General features: G+C 36.2%; 27 protein-coding genes and 1 other RNA gene. 23 read left to right on the forward strand and 5 right to left on the reverse strand.

Annotated elements, in window-relative coordinates; translation table 11 throughout:
- Window positions 1–8 precede the first annotated feature (8 nt).
- From mgsA to ACXVYO_RS24040, 5 genes are read left to right on the forward strand one after another with little or no spacing between them, the layout of a single operon-like run.
- Window positions 9–404 (forward strand): methylglyoxal synthase, encoded by a 396-nt coding sequence (gene mgsA / locus ACXVYO_RS24020; protein ID WP_000684760.1) that lies wholly within the window; start codon window positions 9–11, stop codon window positions 402–404.
- Between the two features lie 11 nt (window positions 405–415).
- On the forward strand, window positions 416–1,120 hold the full coding sequence (gene bshB1, locus ACXVYO_RS24025) for a bacillithiol biosynthesis deacetylase BshB1 (RefSeq protein ID WP_458468675.1): 705 nt from the start codon (window positions 416–418) through the stop codon (window positions 1,118–1,120).
- Window positions 1,117–2,262 carry an N-acetyl-alpha-D-glucosaminyl L-malate synthase BshA gene (gene bshA, locus ACXVYO_RS24030; protein ID WP_458468676.1) on the forward strand — a complete coding sequence of 382 codons (1,146 nt, stop codon included), beginning with the start codon at window positions 1,117–1,119 and terminating at the stop codon, window positions 2,260–2,262. Before bshB1 ends, bshA begins: the two co-directional genes overlap by 4 nt.
- Window positions 2,249–3,442, forward strand: coding sequence for a CCA tRNA nucleotidyltransferase (locus ACXVYO_RS24035; RefSeq protein ID WP_458468677.1), 1,194 nt, complete (start codon window positions 2,249–2,251; stop codon window positions 3,440–3,442). The genes bshA and ACXVYO_RS24035 overlap by 14 nt, the downstream gene beginning before the upstream one ends.
- Window positions 3,427–4,407, forward strand: a complete 981-nt coding sequence (locus tag ACXVYO_RS24040; RefSeq protein ID WP_458468678.1) for a biotin--[acetyl-CoA-carboxylase] ligase — start codon at window positions 3,427–3,429, stop codon at window positions 4,405–4,407. The genes ACXVYO_RS24035 and ACXVYO_RS24040 overlap by 16 nt, the downstream gene beginning before the upstream one ends.
- Window positions 4,408–4,586: 179 nt before the next feature.
- Here the strand turns inward: ACXVYO_RS24040 and ACXVYO_RS24045 are convergent, their stop codons facing one another.
- Window positions 4,587–4,976, reverse strand: a complete 390-nt coding sequence (locus ACXVYO_RS24045; RefSeq protein WP_458468679.1) for a cupredoxin domain-containing protein — start codon at window positions 4,974–4,976, stop codon at window positions 4,587–4,589.
- A 402-nt stretch (window positions 4,977–5,378) separates the two neighbouring features.
- Here ACXVYO_RS24045 and panB point away from each other — a divergent pair, with 402 nt between their 5' ends.
- The 10 genes from panB to ACXVYO_RS24095 all read left to right on the forward strand — a co-directional run bounded on the left by panB (window position 5,379) and on the right by ACXVYO_RS24095 (window position 14,544).
- Window positions 5,379–6,215, forward strand: a complete 837-nt coding sequence (panB, locus tag ACXVYO_RS24050; RefSeq protein ID WP_000853116.1) for a 3-methyl-2-oxobutanoate hydroxymethyltransferase — start codon at window positions 5,379–5,381, stop codon at window positions 6,213–6,215.
- On the forward strand, window positions 6,215–7,063 hold the full coding sequence (gene panC, locus ACXVYO_RS24055; protein WP_458468680.1) for a pantoate--beta-alanine ligase: 849 nt from the start codon (window positions 6,215–6,217) through the stop codon (window positions 7,061–7,063). The genes panB and panC overlap by 1 nt, the downstream gene beginning before the upstream one ends.
- Window positions 7,064–7,075: 12 nt before the next feature.
- The gene (gene panD, locus ACXVYO_RS24060; RefSeq protein ID WP_061679513.1) at window positions 7,076–7,459 is read left to right on the forward strand and encodes an aspartate 1-decarboxylase; all 384 of its coding nucleotides are present in this window, start codon (window positions 7,076–7,078) and stop codon (window positions 7,457–7,459) included.
- Between the two features lie 128 nt (window positions 7,460–7,587).
- Entirely contained in the window at window positions 7,588–10,392 is a 2,805-nt protein-coding gene (gene dinG / locus ACXVYO_RS24065; RefSeq protein ID WP_458468681.1) for an ATP-dependent DNA helicase DinG, read from the forward strand.
- Window positions 10,393–10,642: 250 nt separating this feature from the next.
- Window positions 10,643–10,813, forward strand: coding sequence for a YpmA family protein (locus tag ACXVYO_RS24070; protein WP_061679511.1), 171 nt, complete (start codon window positions 10,643–10,645; stop codon window positions 10,811–10,813).
- Window positions 10,814–10,820: 7 nt separating this feature from the next.
- Window positions 10,821–11,324 carry a cell wall elongation regulator TseB-like domain-containing protein gene (locus tag ACXVYO_RS24075; RefSeq protein ID WP_088292808.1) on the forward strand — a complete coding sequence of 168 codons (504 nt, stop codon included), beginning with the start codon at window positions 10,821–10,823 and terminating at the stop codon, window positions 11,322–11,324.
- Between the two features lie 18 nt (window positions 11,325–11,342).
- Window positions 11,343–12,530 (forward strand): aspartate transaminase AspB, encoded by a 1,188-nt coding sequence (gene aspB, locus ACXVYO_RS24080; RefSeq protein WP_097817822.1) that lies wholly within the window; start codon window positions 11,343–11,345, stop codon window positions 12,528–12,530.
- A 121-nt stretch (window positions 12,531–12,651) separates the two neighbouring features.
- Window positions 12,652–13,359, forward strand: coding sequence for a DNA replication protein DnaD (gene dnaD / locus ACXVYO_RS24085; RefSeq protein ID WP_098092972.1), 708 nt, complete (start codon window positions 12,652–12,654; stop codon window positions 13,357–13,359).
- A 15-nt stretch (window positions 13,360–13,374) separates the two neighbouring features.
- Window positions 13,375–14,022: an endonuclease III gene (gene nth / locus ACXVYO_RS24090; protein WP_458468682.1), complete on the forward strand. Its 648-nt coding sequence runs from the start codon at window positions 13,375–13,377 to the stop codon at window positions 14,020–14,022.
- Between the two features lie 3 nt (window positions 14,023–14,025).
- A complete protein-coding gene (locus ACXVYO_RS24095; protein WP_458468683.1) occupies window positions 14,026–14,544 on the forward strand; it encodes a YpoC family protein in 519 nt (172 codons plus the stop codon).
- Window positions 14,545–14,567: 23 nt separating this feature from the next.
- On the opposite strand, the gene ACXVYO_RS24100 is transcribed toward ACXVYO_RS24095, so the two are convergent.
- The gene (locus ACXVYO_RS24100) at window positions 14,568–17,093 is read right to left on the reverse strand and encodes a PBP1A family penicillin-binding protein (RefSeq protein WP_458468684.1); all 2,526 of its coding nucleotides are present in this window, start codon (window positions 17,091–17,093) and stop codon (window positions 14,568–14,570) included.
- A gap of 65 nt (window positions 17,094–17,158) precedes the next feature.
- Window positions 17,159–17,761, reverse strand: a complete 603-nt coding sequence (gene recU, locus ACXVYO_RS24105; protein ID WP_000155592.1) for a Holliday junction resolvase RecU — start codon at window positions 17,759–17,761, stop codon at window positions 17,159–17,161.
- Window positions 17,762–17,864: 103 nt separating this feature from the next.
- On the opposite strand from recU, the gene ACXVYO_RS24110 reads away from it, so the two are divergent.
- Window positions 17,865–18,890, forward strand: coding sequence for a DUF2515 domain-containing protein (locus tag ACXVYO_RS24110; RefSeq protein WP_458468685.1), 1,026 nt, complete (start codon window positions 17,865–17,867; stop codon window positions 18,888–18,890).
- Between the two features lie 157 nt (window positions 18,891–19,047).
- On the opposite strand, the gene ACXVYO_RS24115 is transcribed toward ACXVYO_RS24110, so the two are convergent.
- On the reverse strand, window positions 19,048–19,224 hold the full coding sequence (locus ACXVYO_RS24115; RefSeq protein ID WP_458468686.1) for a phage portal protein: 177 nt from the start codon (window positions 19,222–19,224) through the stop codon (window positions 19,048–19,050).
- Between the two features lie 85 nt (window positions 19,225–19,309).
- Between ACXVYO_RS24115 and ACXVYO_RS24120 the strand changes: the two genes are divergently transcribed.
- Window positions 19,310–19,552, forward strand: coding sequence for a hypothetical protein (locus ACXVYO_RS24120; RefSeq protein WP_001252043.1), 243 nt, complete (start codon window positions 19,310–19,312; stop codon window positions 19,550–19,552).
- Window positions 19,553–19,567: 15 nt separating this feature from the next.
- Complete coding sequence (locus ACXVYO_RS24125; protein ID WP_073517795.1) at window positions 19,568–19,912, forward strand: YppE family protein; 345 nt, start codon at window positions 19,568–19,570, stop codon at window positions 19,910–19,912.
- A 26-nt stretch (window positions 19,913–19,938) separates the two neighbouring features.
- Here ACXVYO_RS24125 and ACXVYO_RS24130 read toward each other — a convergent pair whose 3' ends face one another.
- Complete coding sequence (locus tag ACXVYO_RS24130) at window positions 19,939–20,130, reverse strand: YppF family protein (RefSeq protein WP_073517796.1); 192 nt, start codon at window positions 20,128–20,130, stop codon at window positions 19,939–19,941.
- Between the two features lie 177 nt (window positions 20,131–20,307).
- On the opposite strand from ACXVYO_RS24130, the gene ACXVYO_RS24135 reads away from it, so the two are divergent.
- From ACXVYO_RS24135 to rnpB, 5 genes are all read left to right on the forward strand, one after another.
- Window positions 20,308–20,817, forward strand: a complete 510-nt coding sequence (locus tag ACXVYO_RS24135) for a YppG family protein (RefSeq protein WP_458468687.1) — start codon at window positions 20,308–20,310, stop codon at window positions 20,815–20,817.
- Between the two features lie 155 nt (window positions 20,818–20,972).
- Complete coding sequence (locus tag ACXVYO_RS24140; RefSeq protein ID WP_458468688.1) at window positions 20,973–21,413, forward strand: CotD family spore coat protein; 441 nt, start codon at window positions 20,973–20,975, stop codon at window positions 21,411–21,413.
- 56 nt (window positions 21,414–21,469) lie between these two features.
- Complete coding sequence (locus tag ACXVYO_RS24145; protein ID WP_061679501.1) at window positions 21,470–22,024, forward strand: DUF1273 domain-containing protein; 555 nt, start codon at window positions 21,470–21,472, stop codon at window positions 22,022–22,024.
- A 97-nt stretch (window positions 22,025–22,121) separates the two neighbouring features.
- The gene (gene gpsB, locus ACXVYO_RS24150; RefSeq protein ID WP_000622425.1) at window positions 22,122–22,460 is read left to right on the forward strand and encodes a cell division regulator GpsB; all 339 of its coding nucleotides are present in this window, start codon (window positions 22,122–22,124) and stop codon (window positions 22,458–22,460) included.
- Between the two features lie 87 nt (window positions 22,461–22,547).
- Window positions 22,548–22,938: RNase P RNA component class B (gene rnpB, locus ACXVYO_RS24155), an RNA gene on the forward strand.
- Window positions 22,939–23,114 lie beyond the last annotated feature (176 nt).

The following is a 23,114-nucleotide window of genomic DNA, read 5'->3' on the forward strand; positions in this document are numbered from 1 at the left end:
GACAACGGATGAAAATTGCCTTAATCGCACATGACAAAAAGAAAAATGACATGGTTTCGTTTGCATACGCATATAAACCAATTTTTGAAAAACATGAATTATTTGCAACGGGAACGACAGGACTTCGTATTATGGAAGCGACTGGCTTAGTTGTAACAAGATATCAATCGGGTCCTCTTGGTGGCGATCAAGAAATTGGTGCAATGATTGCAAAAAATGATATGGATATGGTGATTTTTTTCCGGGATCCACTAACTGCTCAGCCACATGAACCAGATGTAAATGCATTGCTTCGTCTATGTGATGTATATGCGATTCCACTTGCAACGAATATGGCAAGTGCTGAAATGTTAATGCACGCATTAGAGCGAGGAGATTTAGATTACCGCAAGTTAAGAAAATGAGGGGAACAATTATGAGTGGATTACATATATTAGCGTTTGGTGCTCATGCCGATGATGTTGAAATCGGCATGGCTGGTACCATTGCAAAATATACGAAACAAGGGTATGAAGTAGGTATTTGTGATTTAACAGAGGCTGATCTTTCTTCTAATGGAACGATAGAGTTGAGAAAAGAAGAAGCAAAGGCGGCAGCTCGTATAATGGGAGTAAAAACGAGACTGAATTTAGCGATGCCAGACCGTGGTTTGTATATGAAAGAAGAGTATATACGTGAAATTGTAAAGGTGATTCGTACATATAAACCAAAACTAGTTTTTGCGCCGTATTATGAAGATCGTCATCCAGATCATGCAAATTGTGCGAAACTTGTGGAAGAAGCTATTTTTTCAGCGGGAATTCGTAAATATATGCCAGAGGTTCCACCACATCGTGTGGAGTCTTTTTATCATTATATGATTAATGGTTTTCATAAACCGAATTTTTGTATAGATATAAGTGAGTACCTTTCTATAAAAGTGGAGGCATTAGAAGCTTATGAAAGTCAGTTTTCAACAGGGGGTGATGGTGTGAAAACGCCGTTAACAGAAGGTTATGTTGAAACTGTGGTCGCTCGAGAGAAAATGTTTGGAAAAGAAGTTGGAGTCTTATATGCCGAGGGATTTATGAGTAAGAAACCGGTTTTATTACATGCTGATTTAATAGGGGGATGTAAATGAAATTAAAAATAGGTATTACATGTTATCCTTCTGTAGGTGGTTCTGGGGTTGTTGGAACAGAATTAGGAAAGCAATTAGCGGAACGCGGGCATGAAATACATTTTATTACATCGGGTTTACCATTCCGGTTAAATAAAGTGTATCCAAACATTTATTTTCATGAAGTGACGGTAAATCAATACTCTGTATTTCAATATCCACCATATGATTTAGCGTTAGCGAGTAAAATGGCAGAGGTTGCACAAAGAGAAAACCTAGACATTTTACATGTGCATTACGCAATACCACATGCAATTTGTGCTTATTTAGCAAAACAAATGATTGGAGAGCGTATTAAAATTGTTACAACCTTACATGGAACAGATATTACTGTGTTAGGTTCCGACCCTTCGCTAAATAATTTAATTCGTTTTGGTATTGAGCAATCTGATGTTGTGACGGCTGTTTCGCATTCATTGATTAGCGAAACGCATGAGCTTGTAAAACCAAATAAAAACATTCAAACGGTATATAACTTTATAGACGAGCGTGTATATTTCAAGCGTGATATGTCTCAATTAAAGAAAGAATACGGTATAAGTGAGAGTGAAAAGATATTAATTCACATTTCAAATTTCCGTAAAGTAAAACGTGTGCAAGATGTTGTTCAGGCATTTGCTAAAATTGTTACAGAAGTAGATGCGAAGTTGCTTCTTGTTGGAGATGGACCAGAATTTTGCACGATTCTACAGTTAGTGAAAAATTTACATATTGAAGATCGCGTCTTATTCTTAGGAAAGCAAGATAATGTTGCAGAGCTACTTGCGATGAGTGATTTAATGTTGCTTCTATCAGAGAAGGAGAGTTTTGGTCTTGTTTTATTAGAAGCGATGGCGTGTGGTGTACCTTGTATTGGAACAAGGGTTGGAGGTATTCCAGAAGTCATTCAACATGGTGAAACAGGATATTTATGTGAAGTTGGCAATCCAGCAGGAGTGGCAAATCAAGCCATTCAGCTATTAAAGGATGAAGAATTTCACCGTAATATGGGAGAGCGAGCAAGAGCAAGTGTTTACGAGCAGTTCCGCTCTGAAAAAATCGTCTCACAATATGAAACGATTTACTATGATGTACTAAGGGATGACAAAAATGAAAAGATTTAAAAAAGCTAGTTCTATTATTGAGACTTTAAAGCAACAAGGACATGAGGCCTACTTTGTCGGTGGAAGCGTACGAGATCTTATTATCGATAGGCCGATTGGAGATATTGATATTGCGACATCTGCTTTACCAGAAGAAGTGATGGCTATATTTCCAAGACATGTTCCTGTTGGTCTTGAGCATGGAACTGTAATTGTGGTAGAAAATGGTGAACCTTATGAGGTGACCACTTTTCGAACAGAGAGCGAATATGAAGATTTTCGAAGACCTAGTAGTGTTCAATTTGTTCGTTCATTAGAAGAGGATTTAAAACGTCGTGATTTCACAATGAATGCAATTGCGATGACAGAAGAAGGCGAAATGGTTGATTTATTTGCTGGACAGGAAGCGATTCAAAAGAGAGAAATTGTGACAGTTGGCAATGCTGCGGATCGTTTTCAAGAAGACGCCCTGCGAATGATGCGTGGTATTCGTTTCGTAAGTACGTTAGGTTTTTCTTTAGAAATGAAAACGAAACAAGCAATTGAAACATATGGACATTTACTAGAACATATTGCAATTGAGCGAATTACAGTGGAATTTGAGAAACTGTTAACTGGTACATATTGTGTGAAGGGCTTGCAAGAATTAGTAGAAACGAAGCTATTTTCTCATCTGCCATATTTACAAATGTCAGAAGAGAGATTATTAAGAGCTACGCAGTATAACTGGGATTCTTTTGAAACGGACATTGAGGCATGGGCATTCTTCTTATATTGTATCGGAGAAGAGCATCCATCTGTCTTTTTACGTCAATGGAAGTTTTCGAATAAAAAAATAAAAGATATCGTCGCAGTTTTATTAACAATTCATACGAGAAAGGAGAAGGATTGGGATACAGTCCTTCTTTATAAAACGGGAATTCATATCGCTGAAATGGCCGAAAGAGTATATGAAGCGATGATTGAAAGCTATGATCATACATCTGTTAAACGAGTACAAACGTTGTTTGAAGCATTGCCAATCAAGAGTCGCCAAGAAATGAATGTGACTGGGAATAATTTATTAAACTGGGCAAATAAAAAGCCCGGTCCATGGGTTGCTGAAATGATTCGAAAAATTGAAGAAGCAATCGTACAAGGAAAAGTAGTTAATGAGAAAGAGTGTATAAGGGAGTGGCTGCAAGAATGCAATCTACTATAAGAAAGCAGTTATTGCAAGTTTTTTCGGAAGCGGATGGCGCGTTTGTATCTGGCCAAACGATTAGTGATAAACTTGGTTGTTCAAGAACCGCTGTGTGGAAACATATGGAGGACCTTCGGAATGAGGGATATGAACTTGAAGCTGTGCGTCGATTAGGTTATCGCATTGCGGGTAAGCCAGACAAAGTAACTGCTAATGAAATTCAGTTAGGGTTACAAACGAAACATATTGGTAGAACGGTATATTTTGAAGAATCTGTTGAATCTACGCAGCATATTGCAGCAAAACTTGCTTATGAAGGTGCAGAAGAAGGCACCATTGTTGTGGCAGAAGAACAAACATCGGGCAGAGGCCGTTTAAGTAGGAAATGGTATTCACCAAAAGGAACAGGAATTTGGATGAGTATTATTTTACGTCCATCAATCCCGGTTCATCATGCACCACAACTTACTTTATTAGCGGCTGTTAGTGTTGCACAAGCAATTGAAAAATGCACAGGTGTAAACGTAGGAATAAAATGGCCAAATGATATTTTAATTCAAGGTAAAAAGGCTGTAGGTATATTAACAGAAATGCAGGCGGACCCTGATAAAATTAATGCTGTCATTATGGGTATTGGTATTAATGCGAATCAAAAACAAGAACATTTTGATGAGGAGATTCAGCATATTGCTACTTCTTTAACGATTGAGTCCGGTAAGCCAATTGTTCGTGCAGAGCTTATGCAACAAATCTTTTTACAACTAGAAAAATTATATGAAGAGTATTTACAAAATGGTTTCTCTGTCATTAAAATTCTTTGGGAAAGTTACGCTGTGAGCATCGGGAAAGAAATTACCGCTCGAACGATGAGAGAGACAATTATAGGGGTAGCAAAAGGGATTACAGAGGATGGTGTATTGCTTCTGGAGGATCATGAAGGGAAAGTACATCACATTCATTCTGCGGATATCGAAATTAAGTAAAAGAAGTTCCTTTTTGGAACTTCTTTTTATCCCGCTTTAATGGGCAGTAAGCCCCCCACCTCAAAATTCAGCGAAAGCAAAGAAATTAGGTGGGGATCGGGCTGCCCATTAAAGTCCGATTGGTGAGGGCTGATAATCAGTGGGGGATGAAGAGAACCCCCACTGATTAAAGTTTCACTTTATTTGACAATTACTTTGCCTTCCATTCCTTTAAGAAGATGGTACCGGCATATTAATTCATATGTACCAGTATTTTTAGGTTTCACGGTAATATTTTTTTCTTTTCCTGACTCGACTACGACGTCAATGCCAAGTTTCTTCACTGTAAAGGTGTGTTCATTTTTACCTTTGTTTTTTAATAATAATGTTGTTGACTCTTCAATTGGAATCGTGATGACGTTTGGCTGAAAGTAATCATCGTTTAATTCAACCTCAATTATTTTCGTTGAATCGATAGGTTGTGTTACGGCGTTAACTGAGGCAAATGCATGGAAGGAGTTAAACGTTATCACCCCTACAATCACCACAAGCAGACCGCTGAATCGAAATAACCATTTGTTCATAGACATTCGCAATTCTCCTTTTGTTAAGTATGTTCTTCCATTAACCTGCATCATTAGTTTAAGAGTTATTCGAGGCTAAAGGTTTATCTTTCTATGTTTGAGTTATTTATAAAAAATTTCACATACCGTAATGAGAATAAAAATTATTTTTTCAAAAAAATGTAGTAATCCCGTTTTGGAGTTTGCTATAATTAGTTCGAATGTGGGCAGTATCAGAGCGAACTGCACCATGATTCGAAGCAATACGAAAAAATAATAACTTGGATTCTGCCTTGATCCAATAACGGACTGGGACAGAGGGATGAATAATGCCGACTAACACACAACCCTTCTGCCCTTTTATGGCCAGAGGGGTTTTTTATATGATTTCGGCCATCTCCTCTCTCCTGCATAAAGGAGGAGTAGTTTTTGAAAACAAAAACAGATTTTTTGAAGATGAAAGAGCAAGGTGAGCCGATTACGATGCTAACGGCGTATGATTATCCATCTGCTAAATTAGCAGAAGAAGCTGAAGTTGATATGATTCTAGTTGGAGATTCCCTTGGGATGGTGGTGCTCGGATACGATTCAACAGTACCTGTAACAGTAGAGGATATGATTCATCATACGAAAGCTGTACGCCGAGGAGCGAAAGAGACGTTTATTGTAACTGATATGCCATTTATGTCGTATCATGTGTCGCCTCAAGATACGATGGTGAATGCACGCCGCATCGTTCAAGAGAGTGGTGCTCATGCATTGAAGGTAGAAGGTGCAGGGGAAGTAGTATCAACAATTCATTACTTGACGAACGCGGGAATTCCTGTCGTGGCGCACTTAGGCTTAACTCCTCAATCTGTAGGAGTACTAGGTGGGTATAAAGTACAAGGAAAAGATGCTGAAAGTGCAAAAAAATTAATAGAAGATGCGAAGAGATGTGAGGAAGCTGGTGCGATAGCGCTTGTGTTAGAATGCGTGCCAATGCAGTTAGCAGAATTAATTTCGAAGCAACTAACAATTCCAACAATTGGAATTGGAGCAGGGAAAAAAGTAGATGGGCAAGTACTTGTTTATCATGATCTTATCTCATACGGCGTAAATCGTGTTCCAAAATTTGTGAAGCAATATACGTCTGTTCAAGAGGAGATTGTGCGAGGGATTTCACAATACGTTACGGAAGTAAAGACAGGGCAATTTCCAGAAGAAAAACATTCATTCACAATGAAAGAGGAAGAATGCTTAGCGTTATACGGAGGAAAACAATAATGAAAATCGTAACTACAGTGCAAGAGATGCAGCAAATTACAAACGAACTTCGTACAAGTGGAAAAAGTATTGGTTTTGTTCCAACGATGGGTTATTTACATGAAGGTCATGCGACTTTATTACGTAAGGCAAGAGCAGAAAATGAAATTGTAGTTTTAAGCGTATTTGTCAATCCGCTACAGTTTGGACCGAATGAAGATTTAGATCGATACCCTCGTGATATTGATAGAGATGAAAATGTAGCAAAAGAAAACGGTGTAGATTATTTATTTTATCCGGGCGTAGAAGAAATGTATCCAGCAGAACAAACGACAACAGTAGCAGTTGTGAAGCGTACCGATGTATTATGTGGCAAACAAAGACCTGGTCATTTCGCTGGTGTTGCGACTGTACTAATGAAACTATTTAATATTACATTGCCAACGCGTGCTTATTTCGGTATGAAAGATGCACAGCAAGTTGCTGTCATTGAAGGATTTGTCGCTGATTTTAATATTCCGGTTACGATCGTACCAGTAGATATTGTAAGAGAAGAAGATGGATTAGCGAAAAGTTCTCGTAACGTGTATTTATCACAAGAAGAGCGTGAAGAGGCTCCTCATTTATACCGCAGTCTATGTATAGCAAAAGAAAGAATTGAGGCGGGCGAGCGTAATGCAGAAATCATTACAAATCTCGTGAAAGAGTATATTGAGACGTATACGAAAGGCACTGTAGATTATGCTGATTTATATGCTTATCCTTCACTACAAGTAATAGATAAAATTGAAGGGCGAATTATTTTAGCAATCGCAGTTAAATTTGAGAATGTACGATTAATTGACAATATAACAGTAACGGTAAAATAAGGGGGAGCATCTATGTTTCGCACAATGATGAGAGCGAAGTTACATCGCGCAACAGTAACAGAAGCAAATTTAAACTATGTAGGTAGTATTACAATTGATGAAGATTTAATGGATGCAGTAAATATTGTAGAAAATGAAAAAGTACAAATTGTAAATAATAATAATGGTGCTCGATTAGAGACATATGTTATTAAGGGCGAACGTGGTAGCGGTGTTGTTTGTTTAAATGGTGCAGCTGCAAGGCTTGTACAGCCAGGGGATAAAGTTATTATCATTTGCTACGGTTTAGTGGCAGAAGAAAATATTCATAAACAAGCGCCGAAAATTGCAGTATTAGACGATGAGAATCAAATTATTGAAATGTTAGGTGCTGAAAAAGCGGGTACGATATTATAAGTAAGAAGGCTATCTCTATTACGGAGATAGCTTTTTTGTGCATCTTTTCATTAAGATGAGATAAAACGTGGTATAGTAACATTATATAATTTTGTGTTTGATAGGTAAGAAATTGAGGTGTTACATATATGAGTAAGCGTTATGTCGTTGTGGATTTAGAGACGACAGGGAACTCCTGGAAGGATGGGAAGGATAAAATTACCCAAATTGCAGCTGTTGTAGTGGAAGATGGAGAGATATTAGAGATTTTTTCATCTTTTATTAATCCGAAGAGAGAGATTCCGCCATTTATTACAGAGTTAACAGGGATTGATGAGAGTATGGTTAAGCAAGCCCCGTTATTTCAAGATGTAGCCCCGATGGTTGTTGAGCTATTACAAGGTGCAGCTTTCGTTGCACATAACGTTCACTTTGATTGGAATTTTTTAACGGAAGAATTAAGGCAGGCTGGATATACAGAAGTACATTGTCCTAAAGTTGATACAGTTGAGTTGGCACAAATTCTTTTGCCGACGGCTGATAGTTATAAATTACGTGATTTAGCTAAACAACATGAACTAGAGCACGATCAACCGCATCGTGCGGATAGTGATGCTCTTGCAACAGCTGAATTGTTTTTACAATTTTTAAATGAAATTGAAAAGTTACCACTTGTCACCTTGCAATCGCTCTACGAATTGAGCGATGTTTTTCAAAGTGATATAGCGGATGTACTTTCTGAAAATATTTTAAAGAAAATGATGCATGGTAAAAAAGCGGCTGAGGGGTATGAAGTGTATCGAAATATTGCGCTTCGAAAGCGGAATTATTCTTTAAATCTCAGTGAAACATGTTCATCTAAATTTGATGCTTTCTTGTATAAAACAATCGATAAACTTGCATTGAATATGCCAAAGTTTGAAAAAAGAGAAAGCCAACAGATTATGATGAAGGAAATATATACGGCACTAAGAGATTCTAGGTTTTCACTAATTGAGGCAGGAACAGGAACAGGAAAGACTCTTGCATATTTACTTCCAAGTATTTATTTTGCAACGAAAAAAGAAGAACCTGTCATCATTAGTACCCAAACAGTACAACTGCAACAACAGATATTAGAAAAAGAAATTCCATTATTACAGAAAATAATGCCATTTTCATTTGAAGTAGCTCTTTTGAAAGGAAGAAAGCATTATCTTTGTCTACATAAATTTGAATATGCTTTGCAAGAGGAAGAGAAAAATTATGATATGGCGCTCACAAAAGCAAAGATTTTAGTATGGTTATTGCAAACAGAAACTGGTGATCGGGATGAGTTAAATATTCCTGAGGGCGGAAAGTTACTTTGGAACCGTATTTGTAGTGATGTACATAGTCCAGGCGGGATGCAAAGCAACTGGTATAGTCGTTGTTTTTATCAAAGAGCAAAGAATAAAGCATTATTTGCCGATATCGTTATTACAAATCATGCTTTATTATTTCAAGATTTTTCAAGTGAAGAACCACTTTTTGCTTCATGTGAACATATTATCTTTGATGAAGCTCATCATATTGAGGAAGCGGCGAGTAAAACATTAGGTGAACAGTTCTCCTGTATGTATTTCCAGCTAGTGTTATCTCGACTTGGTACGCTAGAAACAGATGATGTACTTTCTAAAGTATATAAAATGATGAAAAAATCAGAGCAAGCCTCTCGTTCAACTTTCCGTATGGTGAGTCATAGTTTAAAGGAATTGAAATTTGATGCGGATGAGCTATTCCAAATGTTACGTGCTTTCATCTTTAAACAAACAAAGCAGGAACAAGGGATAAGCAATATGCCACTAATTTATCGATACAACACGGAAGTAGAAAAAGGTAAGTTATGGGATAGCATTACCGAGTTAACAAATCGTTTTGTATACGATGTAAGAAAATTGTTGACTACACTTGAGAAGCAAGTTGACATATTGCAAAGTAAATTAGAATGGGAGATGCATGTTGTTACAGGTGAATTTATGCATTTAATTGAGTTGTTGAGAAAGATGGAACAATCTTTACAATTACTCATTTTAGAAAAAAATTCATACGTGACATGGATGGAGACTGAAACGAAGGGGACAATTCATTCAACAGTTTTATATGCACAACCTGTTCATATTGGTGAAAGGTTTGCAGATGAATTTTTAACACAGAAAAAGAGTGTTATTTTCACATCAGCAACGTTAACAGTAAACGATTCATTTGACTATATAAAAGAGGAGCTTGGTTTACATGATTTTGCTCCAAATACATTACAGGTCCCGTCACCATTCCGTTTTGAAGAACAGATGAAATTAATGGTTTCAACAGATGTGCCGTTTATTAAGCAAGCAAGTAATGAAGAATATATTGGATCTGTGTCGGCCCATATTGCAAAAATAGCGAAAGCTACAAAAGGTAGAATGCTCGTTTTATTTACTTCGTATGAAATGTTGAAAGAAGCGTATACAAATTTGAAAAATGATGAGGAATTAGAAGGTTATTTATTATTAACGCAAAGTGTGAATAATAAGAGCCGAAGTCGTCTCATTCGTAAATTTCAAGAGTTCGACAAATCGATTTTGTTAGGAACAAGTAGCTTTTGGGAAGGGATAGATATACCTGGGGATGCCCTTAGTTGTCTTATTATTGTCCGGCTTCCCTTTACGCCTCCTCATCAACCGATGATGGAAGCAAAAGGAGAGTGGTTAAAAAATCAAGGAGAAGACGTATTCGCTAAGTTAGCACTCCCGCAAGCGATTTTGCGTTTCAAACAAGGATTTGGTCGTCTGATTAGAACAAGTACAGATACCGGAACGGTATTTGTATTAGATCGTCGTTTGACAAGCGCTTCTTATGGGAAACGTTTTTTACAATCAATCCCAACTGTCCCGCTTTATGAAGGCCCTTTAGAAGAATTGTTAGAACAATTAAAAGAACGGCCAACTGAATAAAATTGGAAGAAAAATACGCCTGAAGTACATTTAAACTTCAGGCGTAAAAAATGTGGGTAGGAGGAATTTTATTTTTCTTACTTCTTGTATACAAAATGTATTGGTTTTCGACTTGAAACCTTTTTTTGCAGTACATGTCCTGCTATAATAGATGGGTGATGAAGCAGGGGTTGTAAAGAATGTACTCTTATTGTAACCGCATTGCGTTCTTCTATAATTAGAAATTTTTGTGTAACGGAGGAGTTTTTTCATGGATAAGAAAATCGAAGTCCTATCAACGACGCGTCTTAAATATTCGTCTGACTTGTATAAAGTCGTTGATAGTTTGAATCGTACGTTAAAAGAGCAGGACCTCATGTTCGGATTAGCATTAGACGAAAAAGATAAAGAAACAGCTGTATTTACGATTTACAGAACGTAGTGATACAATGAAAAAGTGGATCTTTGCAATCGTTATCGTAATCGTTGCTAGCGGAATATATGGGGCGTATGTTTATAATAAAGCAATGGAAAAGAAAATCCCTAAAGAGGCAAAATCTGTAGAAATTGCGAAAGAAAAGGCAAAGCTTACAAAAGTAAAATCTGTTGATTATTATAACGGAGAATCTTCATATACAGTCGTACAAGGTACAGATGAAAAAGGAGAACAACTTATTGTTTGGGTGCCTGAGAAAAAAGGGGAAACTATAGTAAGGAAAAAGAGTGAAGGTATTTCTGAAAAAGAGGCTTTACAAAGAACGATTGAACAAGTCGGAGATGACAGTAAAGAGCCCAAAAGTAAGCCTAAAGAAATTTTAAAAGTAAAATTAGGCTTTGAAAACAATATACCATTATGGGAAGTTACATATATTGATGATGAAAATCGTTATAGTTATTACTATCTTGCATTTAAAGATGGTCAGTTTTTACGACGATACAGCATTGAAAAATAGATGTAGGGGGAACCACAAATGAAATTAGCAAAGCGAGTAGCTGCTTTAACACCATCTGCAACTCTAGAAATTACAGCAAAGGCACAAGCGTTAAAAGCAGAAGGTCATGATGTAATTGGATTAGGGGCAGGAGAACCTGACTTTAATACGCCAGAACATATTATGGATGCTGCACATAAAGCGATGTTAGAAGGACATACGAAGTATACGCCAACAGGTGGATTACAAGCGTTAAAACAAGAAATCGTGAAGAAGTTTACTCGCGATCAAGGAATTGCGTATGATCCATCTGAAATTATTGTATGTAACGGCGCGAAGCATGCATTATATACATTATTCCAAGTATTACTTGATGAAGGAGATGAAGTTATCATCCCAACTCCTTATTGGGTAAGTTATCCTGAGCAAGTAAAGCTTGCTGGTGGTAAGCCGGTTTATGTAGAAGGTCTAGAAGACAATGAATATAAAATTACAGCGAAGCAGCTGCGTGAGGCAATTACAGAGAAAACGAAAGCAGTTATTATTAATTCACCGAGCAATCCAACAGGAATGATTTACAGCAAAGAAGAATTACAACAGCTTGGAGAAGTATGTTTAGAACATGATATTTTAATCGTTTCAGATGAAATTTATGAAAAATTAATTTATGGTGGAGCAGAATATACTTCGGTTGCCCAGCTTTCTAATGCATTAAAAGAACAAACACTTATTATTAATGGTGTATCTAAATCTCATTCTATGACAGGATGGCGTATTGGATATGCAGCAGGAAATAAGCAGCTTATTAAAGCGATGACGAACTTAGCGAGTCATAGTACGTCAAACCCTACTTCAATCGCTCAATACGGCGCAATCGCGGCATATGCAGGCTCACAAGAACCTGTAGAAACAATGCGTCAAGCATTTGAAGAGAGATTAAACATTATTTATGATAAATTAATTCAAATCCCTGGCTTTACTTGCATTAAACCACAAGGTGCATTTTACTTATTCCCTAATGTAAAAGAAGCTGTAGCTTTATCAGGATACGAAAATGTTGATGATTGGGCAAAAGCTCTATTAGAAGAGGAAAAAGTGGCTCTTGTACCAGGTACAGGATTTGGTGCTCCGAATAACGTTCGTTTATCATATGCGACTTCTCTTGAACAAGTAGAGAAAGCATTAGAACGCATTCATACGTTTATGAAAAGTAAAGTGCAAGCTTAATTGTATATTTTATTAACGCAATACAAAAAACCTTCCTACATAATAGGGAGGTTTTTTTGACGAATTGTGGCAAAAAGAAATAGTGAAAGGTGTGTTATACTAGAGAACGAGGTGTTTGGTGATGAAAAAGAAAATGATGTTACAGTGGTTTGAGCAGGGAAGCATTGCAATTCCAAAATTACTTATGATGCATTATAAAAAATTAGGGTTAAATGAAATGGAATTTATGGTTGTACTTCATGTACACACATTTTTAGAATCGGGCAATTCGTTTCCGACTCCGTCAGAGATTTCAGAACGAATGACGATTACTGAAATGAAATGTATGGAAGTCATTCAGGCATTGATTCAAAAAGGTTTTTTATCACTAGAAGGTGGACAAAAATCAGAAGCAATGATGTGTGAAAGTTATTCTTTACAACCGCTGTGGGAAAAAATATTGCATTTCTTAATGAATGAATCAGTAGAGGAAGAACAAAAAGAAATAAAACAACTGCAAGTAAATTTATATACAGTATTTGAAAAAGAATTTGGAAGACCACTTTCGCCGTTTGAATGTGAAACGTTGGGTATGTGGGAAGATCAAGATCAACATCATCCGAATTTAATTCAAGCGGCCCTCAGGGAATCTGTAATGAGTGGTAAGCTTAATTTCCGATATATTGATCGTATTTTATTTGAGTGGAAAAAGAATGGTATTAAAACAGTAGATCAAGCCCAAAACCAAGGACGAAAATTTAGAGAAAATCAACAACGAACGCAGCAAACGACAAAACAAGAGACGAAATTTACTGGGAAAGTGCCTTTTTATAATTGGTTGGAGCAGTAATGTAGGAGGAAGTATATGTTAAATAAAACGCAAATTCGCTATTGTTTAGACACAATGGCGGATATGTATCCAGAAGCACATTGTGAATTAATTCATGATAATCCGTTTGAATTAGTAATTGCGGTGGCATTATCTGCACAATGTACAGATGCACTTGTAAATAAAGTGACGAAAAATTTATTTCAAAAATATAAAACACCAGAAGATTATTTAAGTGTTTCCCTAGAAGAGTTACAACAAGATATACGTTCTATTGGGTTGTATAGAAATAAAGCAAAAAACATTCAAAAATTGTGCCGAATGTTGCTGGATGATTATGATGGAAAAGTTCCAGAAGACCGTGACGAGCTGACGAAGTTACCAGGGGTAGGGAGAAAAACAGCAAATGTAGTTGTTTCGGTAGCATATGGCATTCCGGCAATTGCTGTTGATACGCATGTAGAGAGAGTGAGTAAACGGTTAGCGATTTGTAGATGGAAAGATTCGGTGTTAGAAGTAGAAAAGACATTAATGAAGAAAATTCCGATGGATGAATGGAGCGTTACACATCACCGTATGATTTTCTTTGGGCGTTATCACTGTAAAGCACAGCGACCACAATGTGAAGAGTGCCCTTTACTAGAAGTATGTCGTGAAGGAAAGAAACGAATGAAGGTGAAATAAAGGATGGAGCGAGTGATAGAAATACCGAAAGAATTTCGATGCTTACCATTTTTTAAAGAAAGTATGGATTCGATTACGTATCATACAGAACAATCTTTTGAAGAAATCATACAAAATACTTACTTTATATATGATATGGAAAGACAAGATGAGCCGTGGAATGAAATTGAAAATAGTATTCCTATACTGTTGAACGTATGGAAAAGTAAGCATGAAAACATCGCTACACTATTTCGAAACAGAAATAAGCAAGAAGCTGAAGGTCCAATGATTCTTTTTGCGGCACATTTGTTATCGATTGTATATTGGCTAAATGAGCAACCTGTTCATAGTTTGAATGAACTGGAAGCTTATACGAGTAATTTAGAAGTACAACCAGTTAATTTTATGGAGCGATATTCGTTTATTATAAAGAAACCGAATAATTATCATTCCTACATTCAGTTAGTGCAGTTGTATATTGAAATAGAAAAGCTATATGTAAAGAAAATGATAACAAAAAAGAAGTCTTTTTCTCGTTAAGAGAAAGGACTTCTTTTTTTGTATTAAGACTCTGTTGTAACAACATTTCCGTCTGCGTGAGGTGTATCTCCACCTGTATTTTGTTGTTGCTGCTCTTGTTGTTTCTTAGCTTCTTCTTCAGCTTTTTTCTTGGCTTCTTCTTGTTTTAATTTATCTTCATTAGCCTTTTTCTGAGCTTCCTCATCAGCCTTTTTCTTAGCTTCTTCTTCGGCTTTCTTTTTGGCAGCTTCCTCATCAGTTTTCTTCGCATCTGGAGTTCCGCCAGGCGCAGTGAAGGATGCTCCAACTGCTGGGCTTGTTCCAGTGCCTTTTTTCGCTACTACAGAGAAGCTGTAAGTAACGCCTGGTTTAATACCACCAAGAGTAGCTGTCGTACCACTTATTGATAGGCTACCACTTGAACCGTCAGTCGCTTTATAGCTTGCTGCATACGCATCAACTTCTGCTGGTCCAGACCAGTTTAGTGTAACGGTGCTAGCCCCATCGAAAGTAACATTAAGACCACTAGGTGCATCTACTTTAATTTGTTTCACTGCATCTTTCTTAGCACCTTTTACGTACAATTCACCGTTTAATTCTTGTACAGAAGAAGGGCGTTCGAAACGTGAGTTATCTGTAGCGAATTTGCTCATCATTACTTGGAACATTTGTTGCGCAATTCTAGTATAACGATCACTAATGTAGTTTTCTGGGCCGTTTTTTTCGTAACCTGTCCAAACAGCCATTGTATATTGCGGCGAATATCCAGCGAACCAACTATCTCTGTTTGCATCAGCTGGAATACCATATTTTTTAATAACATCTTCATCAAAGTTTTGTGTTCCTGTTTTACCGGCAACATCAACACCTGAAACGTATGCTGTTGGACCAGTACCGCCAGAACCAGGTTTTACTACGTCACGAAGAACGTCAGTCACCATGTAAGCTGTGTAGTCTTGCATCGCACGTTGTTCTTTCGGTTTAAAACTTTTCTTTTTCCCATCTGGGAAGATAACTTCTTTTACAAAGTGTGGTTTATTGTAGTTCCCACCGTTACCAAAGGCTGCATATGCCCCGGCTAATTGTAATGGAGAACTATCGTTACTACCAATTGCTGTTGATTCATATGTTTTGCCGTCTTTAAATGTCATACCTAAACCTTCAGCAAACGCTTGTGACTTAGGAAGACCAACCGCTTGGGCTGTTTTTAAAGCTGGAATGTTTAATGACTTTTTCAAAGCTTCACGTAGTGAAACGTCACCTTTGTAACTATTTGTTGCATTTCGTATTTTTTTACCAGTGGAATACGTATACTCTGAGTCATTTAATTGATGGTATGTAGACCATTGTAAATTCTCAATTGCTGGTCCGTAGTCGAAAATTGGTTTCATTGTTGAACCAACTTGGCGTTTTAAATCAGTGGCCATATTATGACCTTTGAAAGTAGACTTGCTTTCTTTACGCCCAGCTCCAATTGCTCGAACTTCTCCAGATTGTGTATCCATAAATACGAATGATCCTTGGAATTGATCGTTCGGATACTTAATAAGATTGCCATCCATAATTTTTTCAGCATAATCTTGAGCATCTTGATCAAGTGTTGTATGAATTGTTAAACCATCCGAGCCGATATTTACATCAGGATATTCTTTTTCAACTTCTTTTACAACCGCATCTAAAAATGCTTGATACTTCATCTCCGTTATTTCTGAAGATGGTTGAAGACCCTCTGTTACTGTGATTTTAACTGCGTTATTCATTTCTTCTTTTGTTATATAACCATGTCGATTCATTAATGATAATACGACGTTACGACGTTGTGTAGCTCGTTCAACGTTATCTGGTTTTGTTGGATCATAAATATTAGGACCTTGGGGTAAACCTGCAAGCATTGCAGCTTCATGTAACTGTAAGTCTTTTAAATCTTTACCATAATATTTTTGTGCTGCTGTCGCAATACCATATGAACGGTTACCTAAATTAATCTTATTTAAGTACATTTCTAAAATCTCATGTTTAGAATATTGTTGCTCTAATTTGTAAGATAGGTACCATTCTTGCACTTTTCTCTTTGCAGTTTTGTCCATCGTTAGAAAATAGTTTTTGACTACTTGTTGTGTAATCGTACTACCACCTTGAGATCCGAATCCTCCAGTGACATTTTCCATAACTGCTTTTGTAGTTCGTTTAAAATCAATTCCATTATGATCATAGAAACGTGAATCCTCAGTTGCAAGGAATGCATTTTCAACTACTTTTGGAATTTGATCATACGTAACATGGGTTCGTTTTTCAGCACCGTATTCATAGAAAAAGTTCCCGTCCTTGTCAAGAAACTTTGTTGATAAAGGATTGACAAGTTTTGATTTGTCTAATTTTGGAGCATCCTTTACCATAACAAAGAAAGCGGAAACGCCAGCTACAAGACCAACGATACCAAGAAGTAGACAACCTATAAGGAATTTTTTAAAAAAGGAGCCTTTTTTCTTTGGTTTTTTCTCTGTATTTGTTTCTTGCTTTTGATTTTTTACATGATTTCGTTCTGTACGAGAACGATAATTATCTGACATTATACTTTCTCCTACCTTTCATTCTCTCCCCAAAAGTCGAAAAAAGAGCCTTAGTGATGACTCTATCACGAAAAATAAACCGTGTCTAGTACACGGATATAATCAATCCGAGGGTGATAACCGCACGATAATAAAGATCCATGCTCTTCTATTTCTTCTTTCGTAATCGATTTTCTTCCACCAGTATTTTGACGATTCCAAAATGCAATAATATGTTTTGCATCTAATAAATAAAGTTCATCAAAAAGTGTAAATTTAATAATAACAAATGCAATTCCATTATGAGCGATTACTTGCTTCATATGTTCAATTTGATGAAGGTGGAAGTTTTGAAGTGGAAAGCTGGTTTTATTTTTTGTTTCTTTCGCTTCAAAATCGATGTACTTCCCTTTATATACACCGTTGTAATCTGTTGTAGAAGGTTGTTTAAAATACGCTTCTTTTACCACTGCAGCACTTCGAGCGGGGTAATCTACTTTTACAATTTGAAGAGGTGTAGGTTTTTTATGTACGCATGCAATATTATGGGTTAAGTAATATTCATTTGTTTCATTCAATTCCTCTTCAAGGGACATACCTCTATTACTATAAGTATGTTTTTTAATTGGTGTTTTATGAGGTTGTGAAGCTTGATTGTACCGTTTTCCATTTGGGTAACGAATGGTCATAGTGTGTCCACTCCCAACTTGCTAAGAATTACTTACAAAGGTGATTATAACAAAAAATGAAAAAAGATGTGACCTTTTTGAAGAAAGGTATGATGACTTATTTATGATTACTTGGAAAGATTATGAGAAAATTAAACAATATCGTAAAGATATGGTCTGCACAGAAGAAGAAAAAACAATCGTTTACAACATTAAGAGGGAAATAGAACTAGCTAATATGGACAACATTTCTCGAACACAGTCCTATCAAGAATATTATGTAAGAAATAGTGAAATTAGGTGGGCTTTTTTAGCAAGTATGGTCTCAAGAAATGCGGGATGGAATATGACTGATTTAAAAGGGCGATTTTATGCTACTGTTTTACCTCAAACAGTAAAAAAACATTTATTTCTGACTTATGAAGAAGCGAATTGGGTTATTTTTTTAGATGCATTTCCTCAGCTATTGTTATACGAAGAAAGTAAGAGGAGGCAAGTACCGCTATTCCATTTGTTACAATATTTCAACGTATCAATTTTTATGGAAAAAGAATGGATATATTTTTGGGAGAAAAAAGATAGAAATAGGCTCATGACAGCGCTTATTATAAATGAGCAAAATAAAATTCAAAAACCAGTTATTGAGAATACATATTTTAAAAAACATGTATTTCATACTGCACTTTTTAAATTGCAAGAAATGCTTCATATAAGTGCTGTTATTTTTCCAACCGTTGAAGGGGGGATGTATGGGTTTTCAGTATATCAATTTGAAACGTTACAAAAGCGTATAGAACTAGGGAAGAAATTAGCGGATTTACTGTTTCATCCGAATTATAAAAGTTTATTCCATAGGTTTGCATTGCAAACTATACACACAGGATCAAGAGCAGACTTTGAATGTTATGTAAGAGAAGTTAGAAAATCTTGTACGCCAGCCCTTAGAGAGGTTTATCCTGTCGTTGCACATAAGGAAATAAGTATGAGAGATTGGTTTTGTAGAGATACGGAAATACATGAGTTGTTTTTACTGGAAGAGTATAAGGGGGAAGTTGATATAACAGAATGGTATAAAAGAAAGAGGGAGCAAATCTATGTTGCTTCTATTGTAAATCGTTTTGTTAAAAGGATGGATGAGTTCGTGATATAATAACAAAGAAGTCCCGTCTTCATTTATGAAGACGGGACTTCTTAATGAGAAGTAATCCTGCCATGTGTGCGAAAAATTTAATCTCAAAACGTAATGAACATAAGAGATTAAGGATGCTCCAGAAATTAGCTTTTTGTAAAAGTGCTAAAGTTTCACTTTATGTAGCAGGGAAGTTTGGACCATCTAACTTTGGATTGCCAGTCTCGGGTTTATTTTGTTTGTTTTGTTTTTTCTTTTTTTCGTTTTTGTTCTTTGTCATTTTCATACACCTCCTTTTTGTATTGTTACCATTTCTATCAATGACATACAAAATGATTTCTTTGACGAATAACAACTAGTTTTGTCATGTGGGCAGGAGTGAGGAATCATTCGGCGAAATTACATGACAAAGGAAAAGCAAAGAAGGGGGCGTTTTGTATATGGCGATGGTTCAGAAGGAAGATGTAATGAAAACAATGGATCAAATGTTAAGTTCTCTCGATTTGCTGGAAATGAATATAGGGATTAGAACGAATCATGCATTGAAGGATAAGAGTGAAAAAATATGCAATAAGATAGAAATAACAGAAATGCATATTGAACATATGGAAAATAAATTAGTGCATCACGAAGAAAAAGGGAATTGGGTGAAGGCATTTCAAAACGTCGTAGTGAGTGCATAATAAGGTGGGAATAAAATGAAGTATGAAGCATTAATACAATCTTCAGAAAAACTCATGCAGTATAATAATGAAGCGAATGTGAAAAAAAGAGAAATGATTGAGTACGATTTTTATAAGGATATGAAACCATTTGTGGATATGGTAGATGGGGAGTTAAAAGTGTGGAAAGAATTAGCTTATAAATGGATTAAGGAAGAAAAACCGAAGTATATACATGTACAGCAAATTGATCAAGTGTACGATAATTTACAGACAAATGTATTGCAATGTTTTGTAAATAAAGGTAAAGGTAAGCGATTCTTTGAAACACATCAAGCCATTTCGTATACTTTGCAAAATATAATTGAGCAATGTAAGTAACAAGAGGGGAAACCCTCTTGTTTTTTTTATGCTTCTGTCAATGTTGTAGGTTTTGTTGCACCGTTTATTTCTAATTCTTTTATTAATGTTCGGTAATCTGAAATGCATATTTTTCCTTCGAGATACCAATGTCTCGCAAAGTCTAACAATTCATTTACATTCTCTGTGTAATACCCCTTTTTTTGAGAAAACGCTTGTTTTAAATCCCCTAATACCATGTTGATTCCTCCCCCATGAGAATCTTCTTCTTCATTATCATAGCATGGAAGGGTTTTCTTTTTTAATTTTTTAAAAATTTAAACTTCCGACAAAAATAGACAGATACTCCGTCACACATATTATTTTACTGGTACATATTATATATGTAGAAACTTATGTGAAGGAGGAGAGAATGCATGTTTCAACAACCAAACGTATATCAGCAATCTAATCCATATGCACAGCAAAATATGTACCAATATAATACGGATACATATTTACGGTATAATATGTATCCTTTCGAGCCTCATTATGGAAATCAAAATTATTACCAGCCATTTGAAGTGTCGTTTATGAATCAACAGCAACAGCAACAGCAACCTTATATGAATCAACAGCAACAGCAGCAGCCCTATATGGATCAACAACAACAAACTTATATGAATTCACAATACTATATGCCACCACCATCTCCCTATGGAAATCAACAAGCGATGTTTTATCCACCAAAACAACCGTATCCGACGCAGAATAAACAAAAACAACAACAGCAACCGAGTCAATTTTCTAGTTTTGTTTCCCAATTTAAAAACTCAGATGGTAACTATGATGTAAATAAAATGATGAATACAGCTGGACAAATGATGAATGCGATGAATCAAGTGACAGGTATTGTAAAACAAGTTGGAGGTTTTTTTGGTAAGTAATTTTGAAGGATTGTCTATAAAAAACATTGTATAGGAAGTGGGGACTAGACAAATTTCCTTGTAATAAATGGGTATATATAACAAGCGGCTTAACCTCCTTTCTCATATTGTAAAGTGTAATCAGATTTTTTTTATGAGAGAGGAGAGAAAAAACTATGCATCATTGTCATCCTTGCTTTGGAGGGCATAAGCCTACAGGACCTATTTGTACAACTGCTCCTGTCATTCATCCGACGAAACAATGCGTAACACATTCTTTTTCGACAACGGTGGTGCCACACATTTTCCCGACGCATACAACACATGTACACCATCAACAAATTAAAAACCAAAACTTTTTCCCGCAAACAAACTCGAATGTAAATGTTGTAGACCCGGTTGATCCAGGATTCGGCGGCGGATGTGGACCATGTGGTCATGGTCATCATGGTCATCATGGACATCAAGTATCTCCATTTGGTCCAGGACCAAATGTATCTCCATTTGGACCAAACGTATCTCCATTCGGGCCAAATGTATCACCATTTTTACCAAACAATGTATCACCAGTAGGTCCGAATATTGGACCAAACGTTGGTGGAATGTTTAAAAAGTAAATGATATGTTAGAACTAGCGAAATGCTAGTTCTTTTTTTGTAATTGGAGTGTTGATATGAAAGTTATTGCTATAACGGGATATAAGCCGTTTGAACTTGGTATATTTAAAAATGATCATCCAGGGGTGGACTGTATAAAAAAAGCATTGCACCGAAAATTAACTACTTTTGTAGAAGAAGGTTTGGAATGGGTGATAATAAGTGGACAGCTAGGGGTCGAATTATGGGCTGCTGAAGTTGTTTTTGACATTCAAGTAGAATATCCAGATTTAAAATTAGCGGTATTTACTCCGTTTTTAGAACAGGAAGAAAGTTGGAAGGAAGATAACCGTGAATATTACGAATATATTCTCTCTCAAGCAGATCATATTGATAGTATTACGAAACGGAAGTACGAAAGCCCAGAGCAATTTAAATTAAAAAATCAATTTTTTATTGAAAAAAGTGATGCACTTTTAGCTGTATATGATGAAGAAAAACCAGGGAGTCCTAAATATATTGTAGAAGCAGCAAAGAAAAAAGGAGAAATAGAAAATTATCACAGTTATTTTATTCTTTTTTCTGATTTACAAGATATAATAGAAGAGGAACAGTGGAATAATGCTGAGTAATATGTAATATAGTACTCGTATATATGATTGACAAAAGGCATTGTTTCTGAAAAAATTTAGGTAATGAAAGTTTTGGCAAAAATTTGAGGTGAAGAAAATGATTTCGGATAAAATTAAATTAACGGCGAAAGATATTTTAGAAAAAGAATTTAAAACAGGCATGAGAGGCTATCAACAAGAAGAAGTAGACAAGTTTCTTGATATGATCATTAAAGACTATGAAGCTTTCCACAAAGAGTTTGATCAATTAAAGCAACAAAATGCTCGTTTAAAGCGTGAATTAGAGGAACAAAAATTAGTAGCAACGCAAGTGCCACAACAACCAGTTGTACAAACACCAGTTGCACAACCTGTATATAACAACACGAATACGGACATTTTAAAACGTCTATCTAATTTAGAAAAAGCTGTATTTGGAAGTAAGTTATACGAATAATTTCTAGTGGTAAAAAGGTTAAAGCATTTTACATAGAAAAAAACATTGCAAAATCTTTTTGTTTCCACTATACTAATGGATGTCATAACGTTTGGGTAATCGCTGCAACGCCAACGTTGTAGAGGAAAGTCCATGCTCGCACGGCCTGAGATGGCTGTAGTGTTCGTGCCTAGCCAATTCATAAGCTAGGGTATTCTGGCTGTAAGGCTGGTTTAACGGCAGGGAAAAAACCTAAGTCCTTTCGGATATGGTTTGACTACCTTTAAAGTGCCACAGTGACGAAGTCCTTGAAGAAATGATAGGAGTGGAACGAGGTAAACCCCACGAGCGAGAAACCCAAATAATGGTAGGGGAATCTTTTCCAAGGAAATGAACGATGGGAAAGGACAGGTTGTATAACCTGTAGATAGATGATTGCCACCGGAGTACGAGGCGTGGGCCGTTTGCAGTACAAAGGAACAGAACATGGCTTACAGAACGTTATGAACCAACTATGAAATAACTCAGCTCTCCTTTGTTAGAGGAGGGCTTTTTATTTGTATGAAGTTATAAATTATGAGTTAAAATGGTTAATGAGAAATTTCTTCGTAAAATGTAATGATTAATAGGACAAATTGCTATTAATTATTGTTTGACTATACATAAGAGGTGAAT

Source organism: Bacillus sp. BC08, from assembly GCF_054326875.1.

Excerpts from the sequence above, each read along its gene's own strand:
- ACXVYO_RS24110 (WP_458468685.1), top strand. The coding sequence starts at position 17,865 with ATGATTACTTGGAAAGATTATGAGAAAATTAAACAATATCGTAAAGAT.
- ACXVYO_RS24135 (WP_458468687.1), top strand. The coding sequence starts at position 20,308 with ATGTTTCAACAACCAAACGTATATCAGCAATCTAATCCATATGCACAG.
- ACXVYO_RS24140 (WP_458468688.1), top strand. The coding sequence starts at position 20,973 with ATGCATCATTGTCATCCTTGCTTTGGAGGGCATAAGCCTACAGGACCT.
- ACXVYO_RS24070 (WP_061679511.1), top strand. The coding sequence starts at position 10,643 with ATGGATAAGAAAATCGAAGTCCTATCAACGACGCGTCTTAAATATTCG.
- ACXVYO_RS24125 (WP_073517795.1), top strand. The coding sequence starts at position 19,568 with ATGAAGTATGAAGCATTAATACAATCTTCAGAAAAACTCATGCAGTAT.
- bshA (WP_458468676.1), top strand. The coding sequence starts at position 1,117 with ATGAAATTAAAAATAGGTATTACATGTTATCCTTCTGTAGGTGGTTCT.
- ACXVYO_RS24145 (WP_061679501.1), top strand. The coding sequence starts at position 21,470 with ATGAAAGTTATTGCTATAACGGGATATAAGCCGTTTGAACTTGGTATA.
- ACXVYO_RS24095 (WP_458468683.1), top strand. The coding sequence starts at position 14,026 with ATGGAGCGAGTGATAGAAATACCGAAAGAATTTCGATGCTTACCATTT.
- ACXVYO_RS24075 (WP_088292808.1), top strand. The coding sequence starts at position 10,821 with ATGAAAAAGTGGATCTTTGCAATCGTTATCGTAATCGTTGCTAGCGGA.
- ACXVYO_RS24035 (WP_458468677.1), top strand. The coding sequence starts at position 2,249 with ATGAAAAGATTTAAAAAAGCTAGTTCTATTATTGAGACTTTAAAGCAA.
- mgsA (WP_000684760.1), top strand. The coding sequence starts at position 9 with ATGAAAATTGCCTTAATCGCACATGACAAAAAGAAAAATGACATGGTT.
- dinG (WP_458468681.1), top strand. The coding sequence starts at position 7,588 with ATGAGTAAGCGTTATGTCGTTGTGGATTTAGAGACGACAGGGAACTCC.
- panC (WP_458468680.1), top strand. The coding sequence starts at position 6,215 with ATGAAAATCGTAACTACAGTGCAAGAGATGCAGCAAATTACAAACGAA.
- ACXVYO_RS24100 (WP_458468684.1), bottom strand. The coding sequence starts at position 17,093 with ATGTCAGATAATTATCGTTCTCGTACAGAACGAAATCATGTAAAAAAT.
- ACXVYO_RS24040 (WP_458468678.1), top strand. The coding sequence starts at position 3,427 with ATGCAATCTACTATAAGAAAGCAGTTATTGCAAGTTTTTTCGGAAGCG.
- dnaD (WP_098092972.1), top strand. The coding sequence starts at position 12,652 with ATGAAAAAGAAAATGATGTTACAGTGGTTTGAGCAGGGAAGCATTGCA.
- recU (WP_000155592.1), bottom strand. The coding sequence starts at position 17,761 with ATGACCATTCGTTACCCAAATGGAAAACGGTACAATCAAGCTTCACAA.
- bshB1 (WP_458468675.1), top strand. The coding sequence starts at position 416 with ATGAGTGGATTACATATATTAGCGTTTGGTGCTCATGCCGATGATGTT.
- gpsB (WP_000622425.1), top strand. The coding sequence starts at position 22,122 with ATGATTTCGGATAAAATTAAATTAACGGCGAAAGATATTTTAGAAAAA.
- ACXVYO_RS24120 (WP_001252043.1), top strand. The coding sequence starts at position 19,310 with ATGGCGATGGTTCAGAAGGAAGATGTAATGAAAACAATGGATCAAATG.
- nth (WP_458468682.1), top strand. The coding sequence starts at position 13,375 with ATGTTAAATAAAACGCAAATTCGCTATTGTTTAGACACAATGGCGGAT.
- panD (WP_061679513.1), top strand. The coding sequence starts at position 7,076 with ATGTTTCGCACAATGATGAGAGCGAAGTTACATCGCGCAACAGTAACA.
- ACXVYO_RS24045 (WP_458468679.1), bottom strand. The coding sequence starts at position 4,976 with ATGTCTATGAACAAATGGTTATTTCGATTCAGCGGTCTGCTTGTGGTG.
- ACXVYO_RS24130 (WP_073517796.1), bottom strand. The coding sequence starts at position 20,130 with ATGGTATTAGGGGATTTAAAACAAGCGTTTTCTCAAAAAAAGGGGTAT.
- aspB (WP_097817822.1), top strand. The coding sequence starts at position 11,343 with ATGAAATTAGCAAAGCGAGTAGCTGCTTTAACACCATCTGCAACTCTA.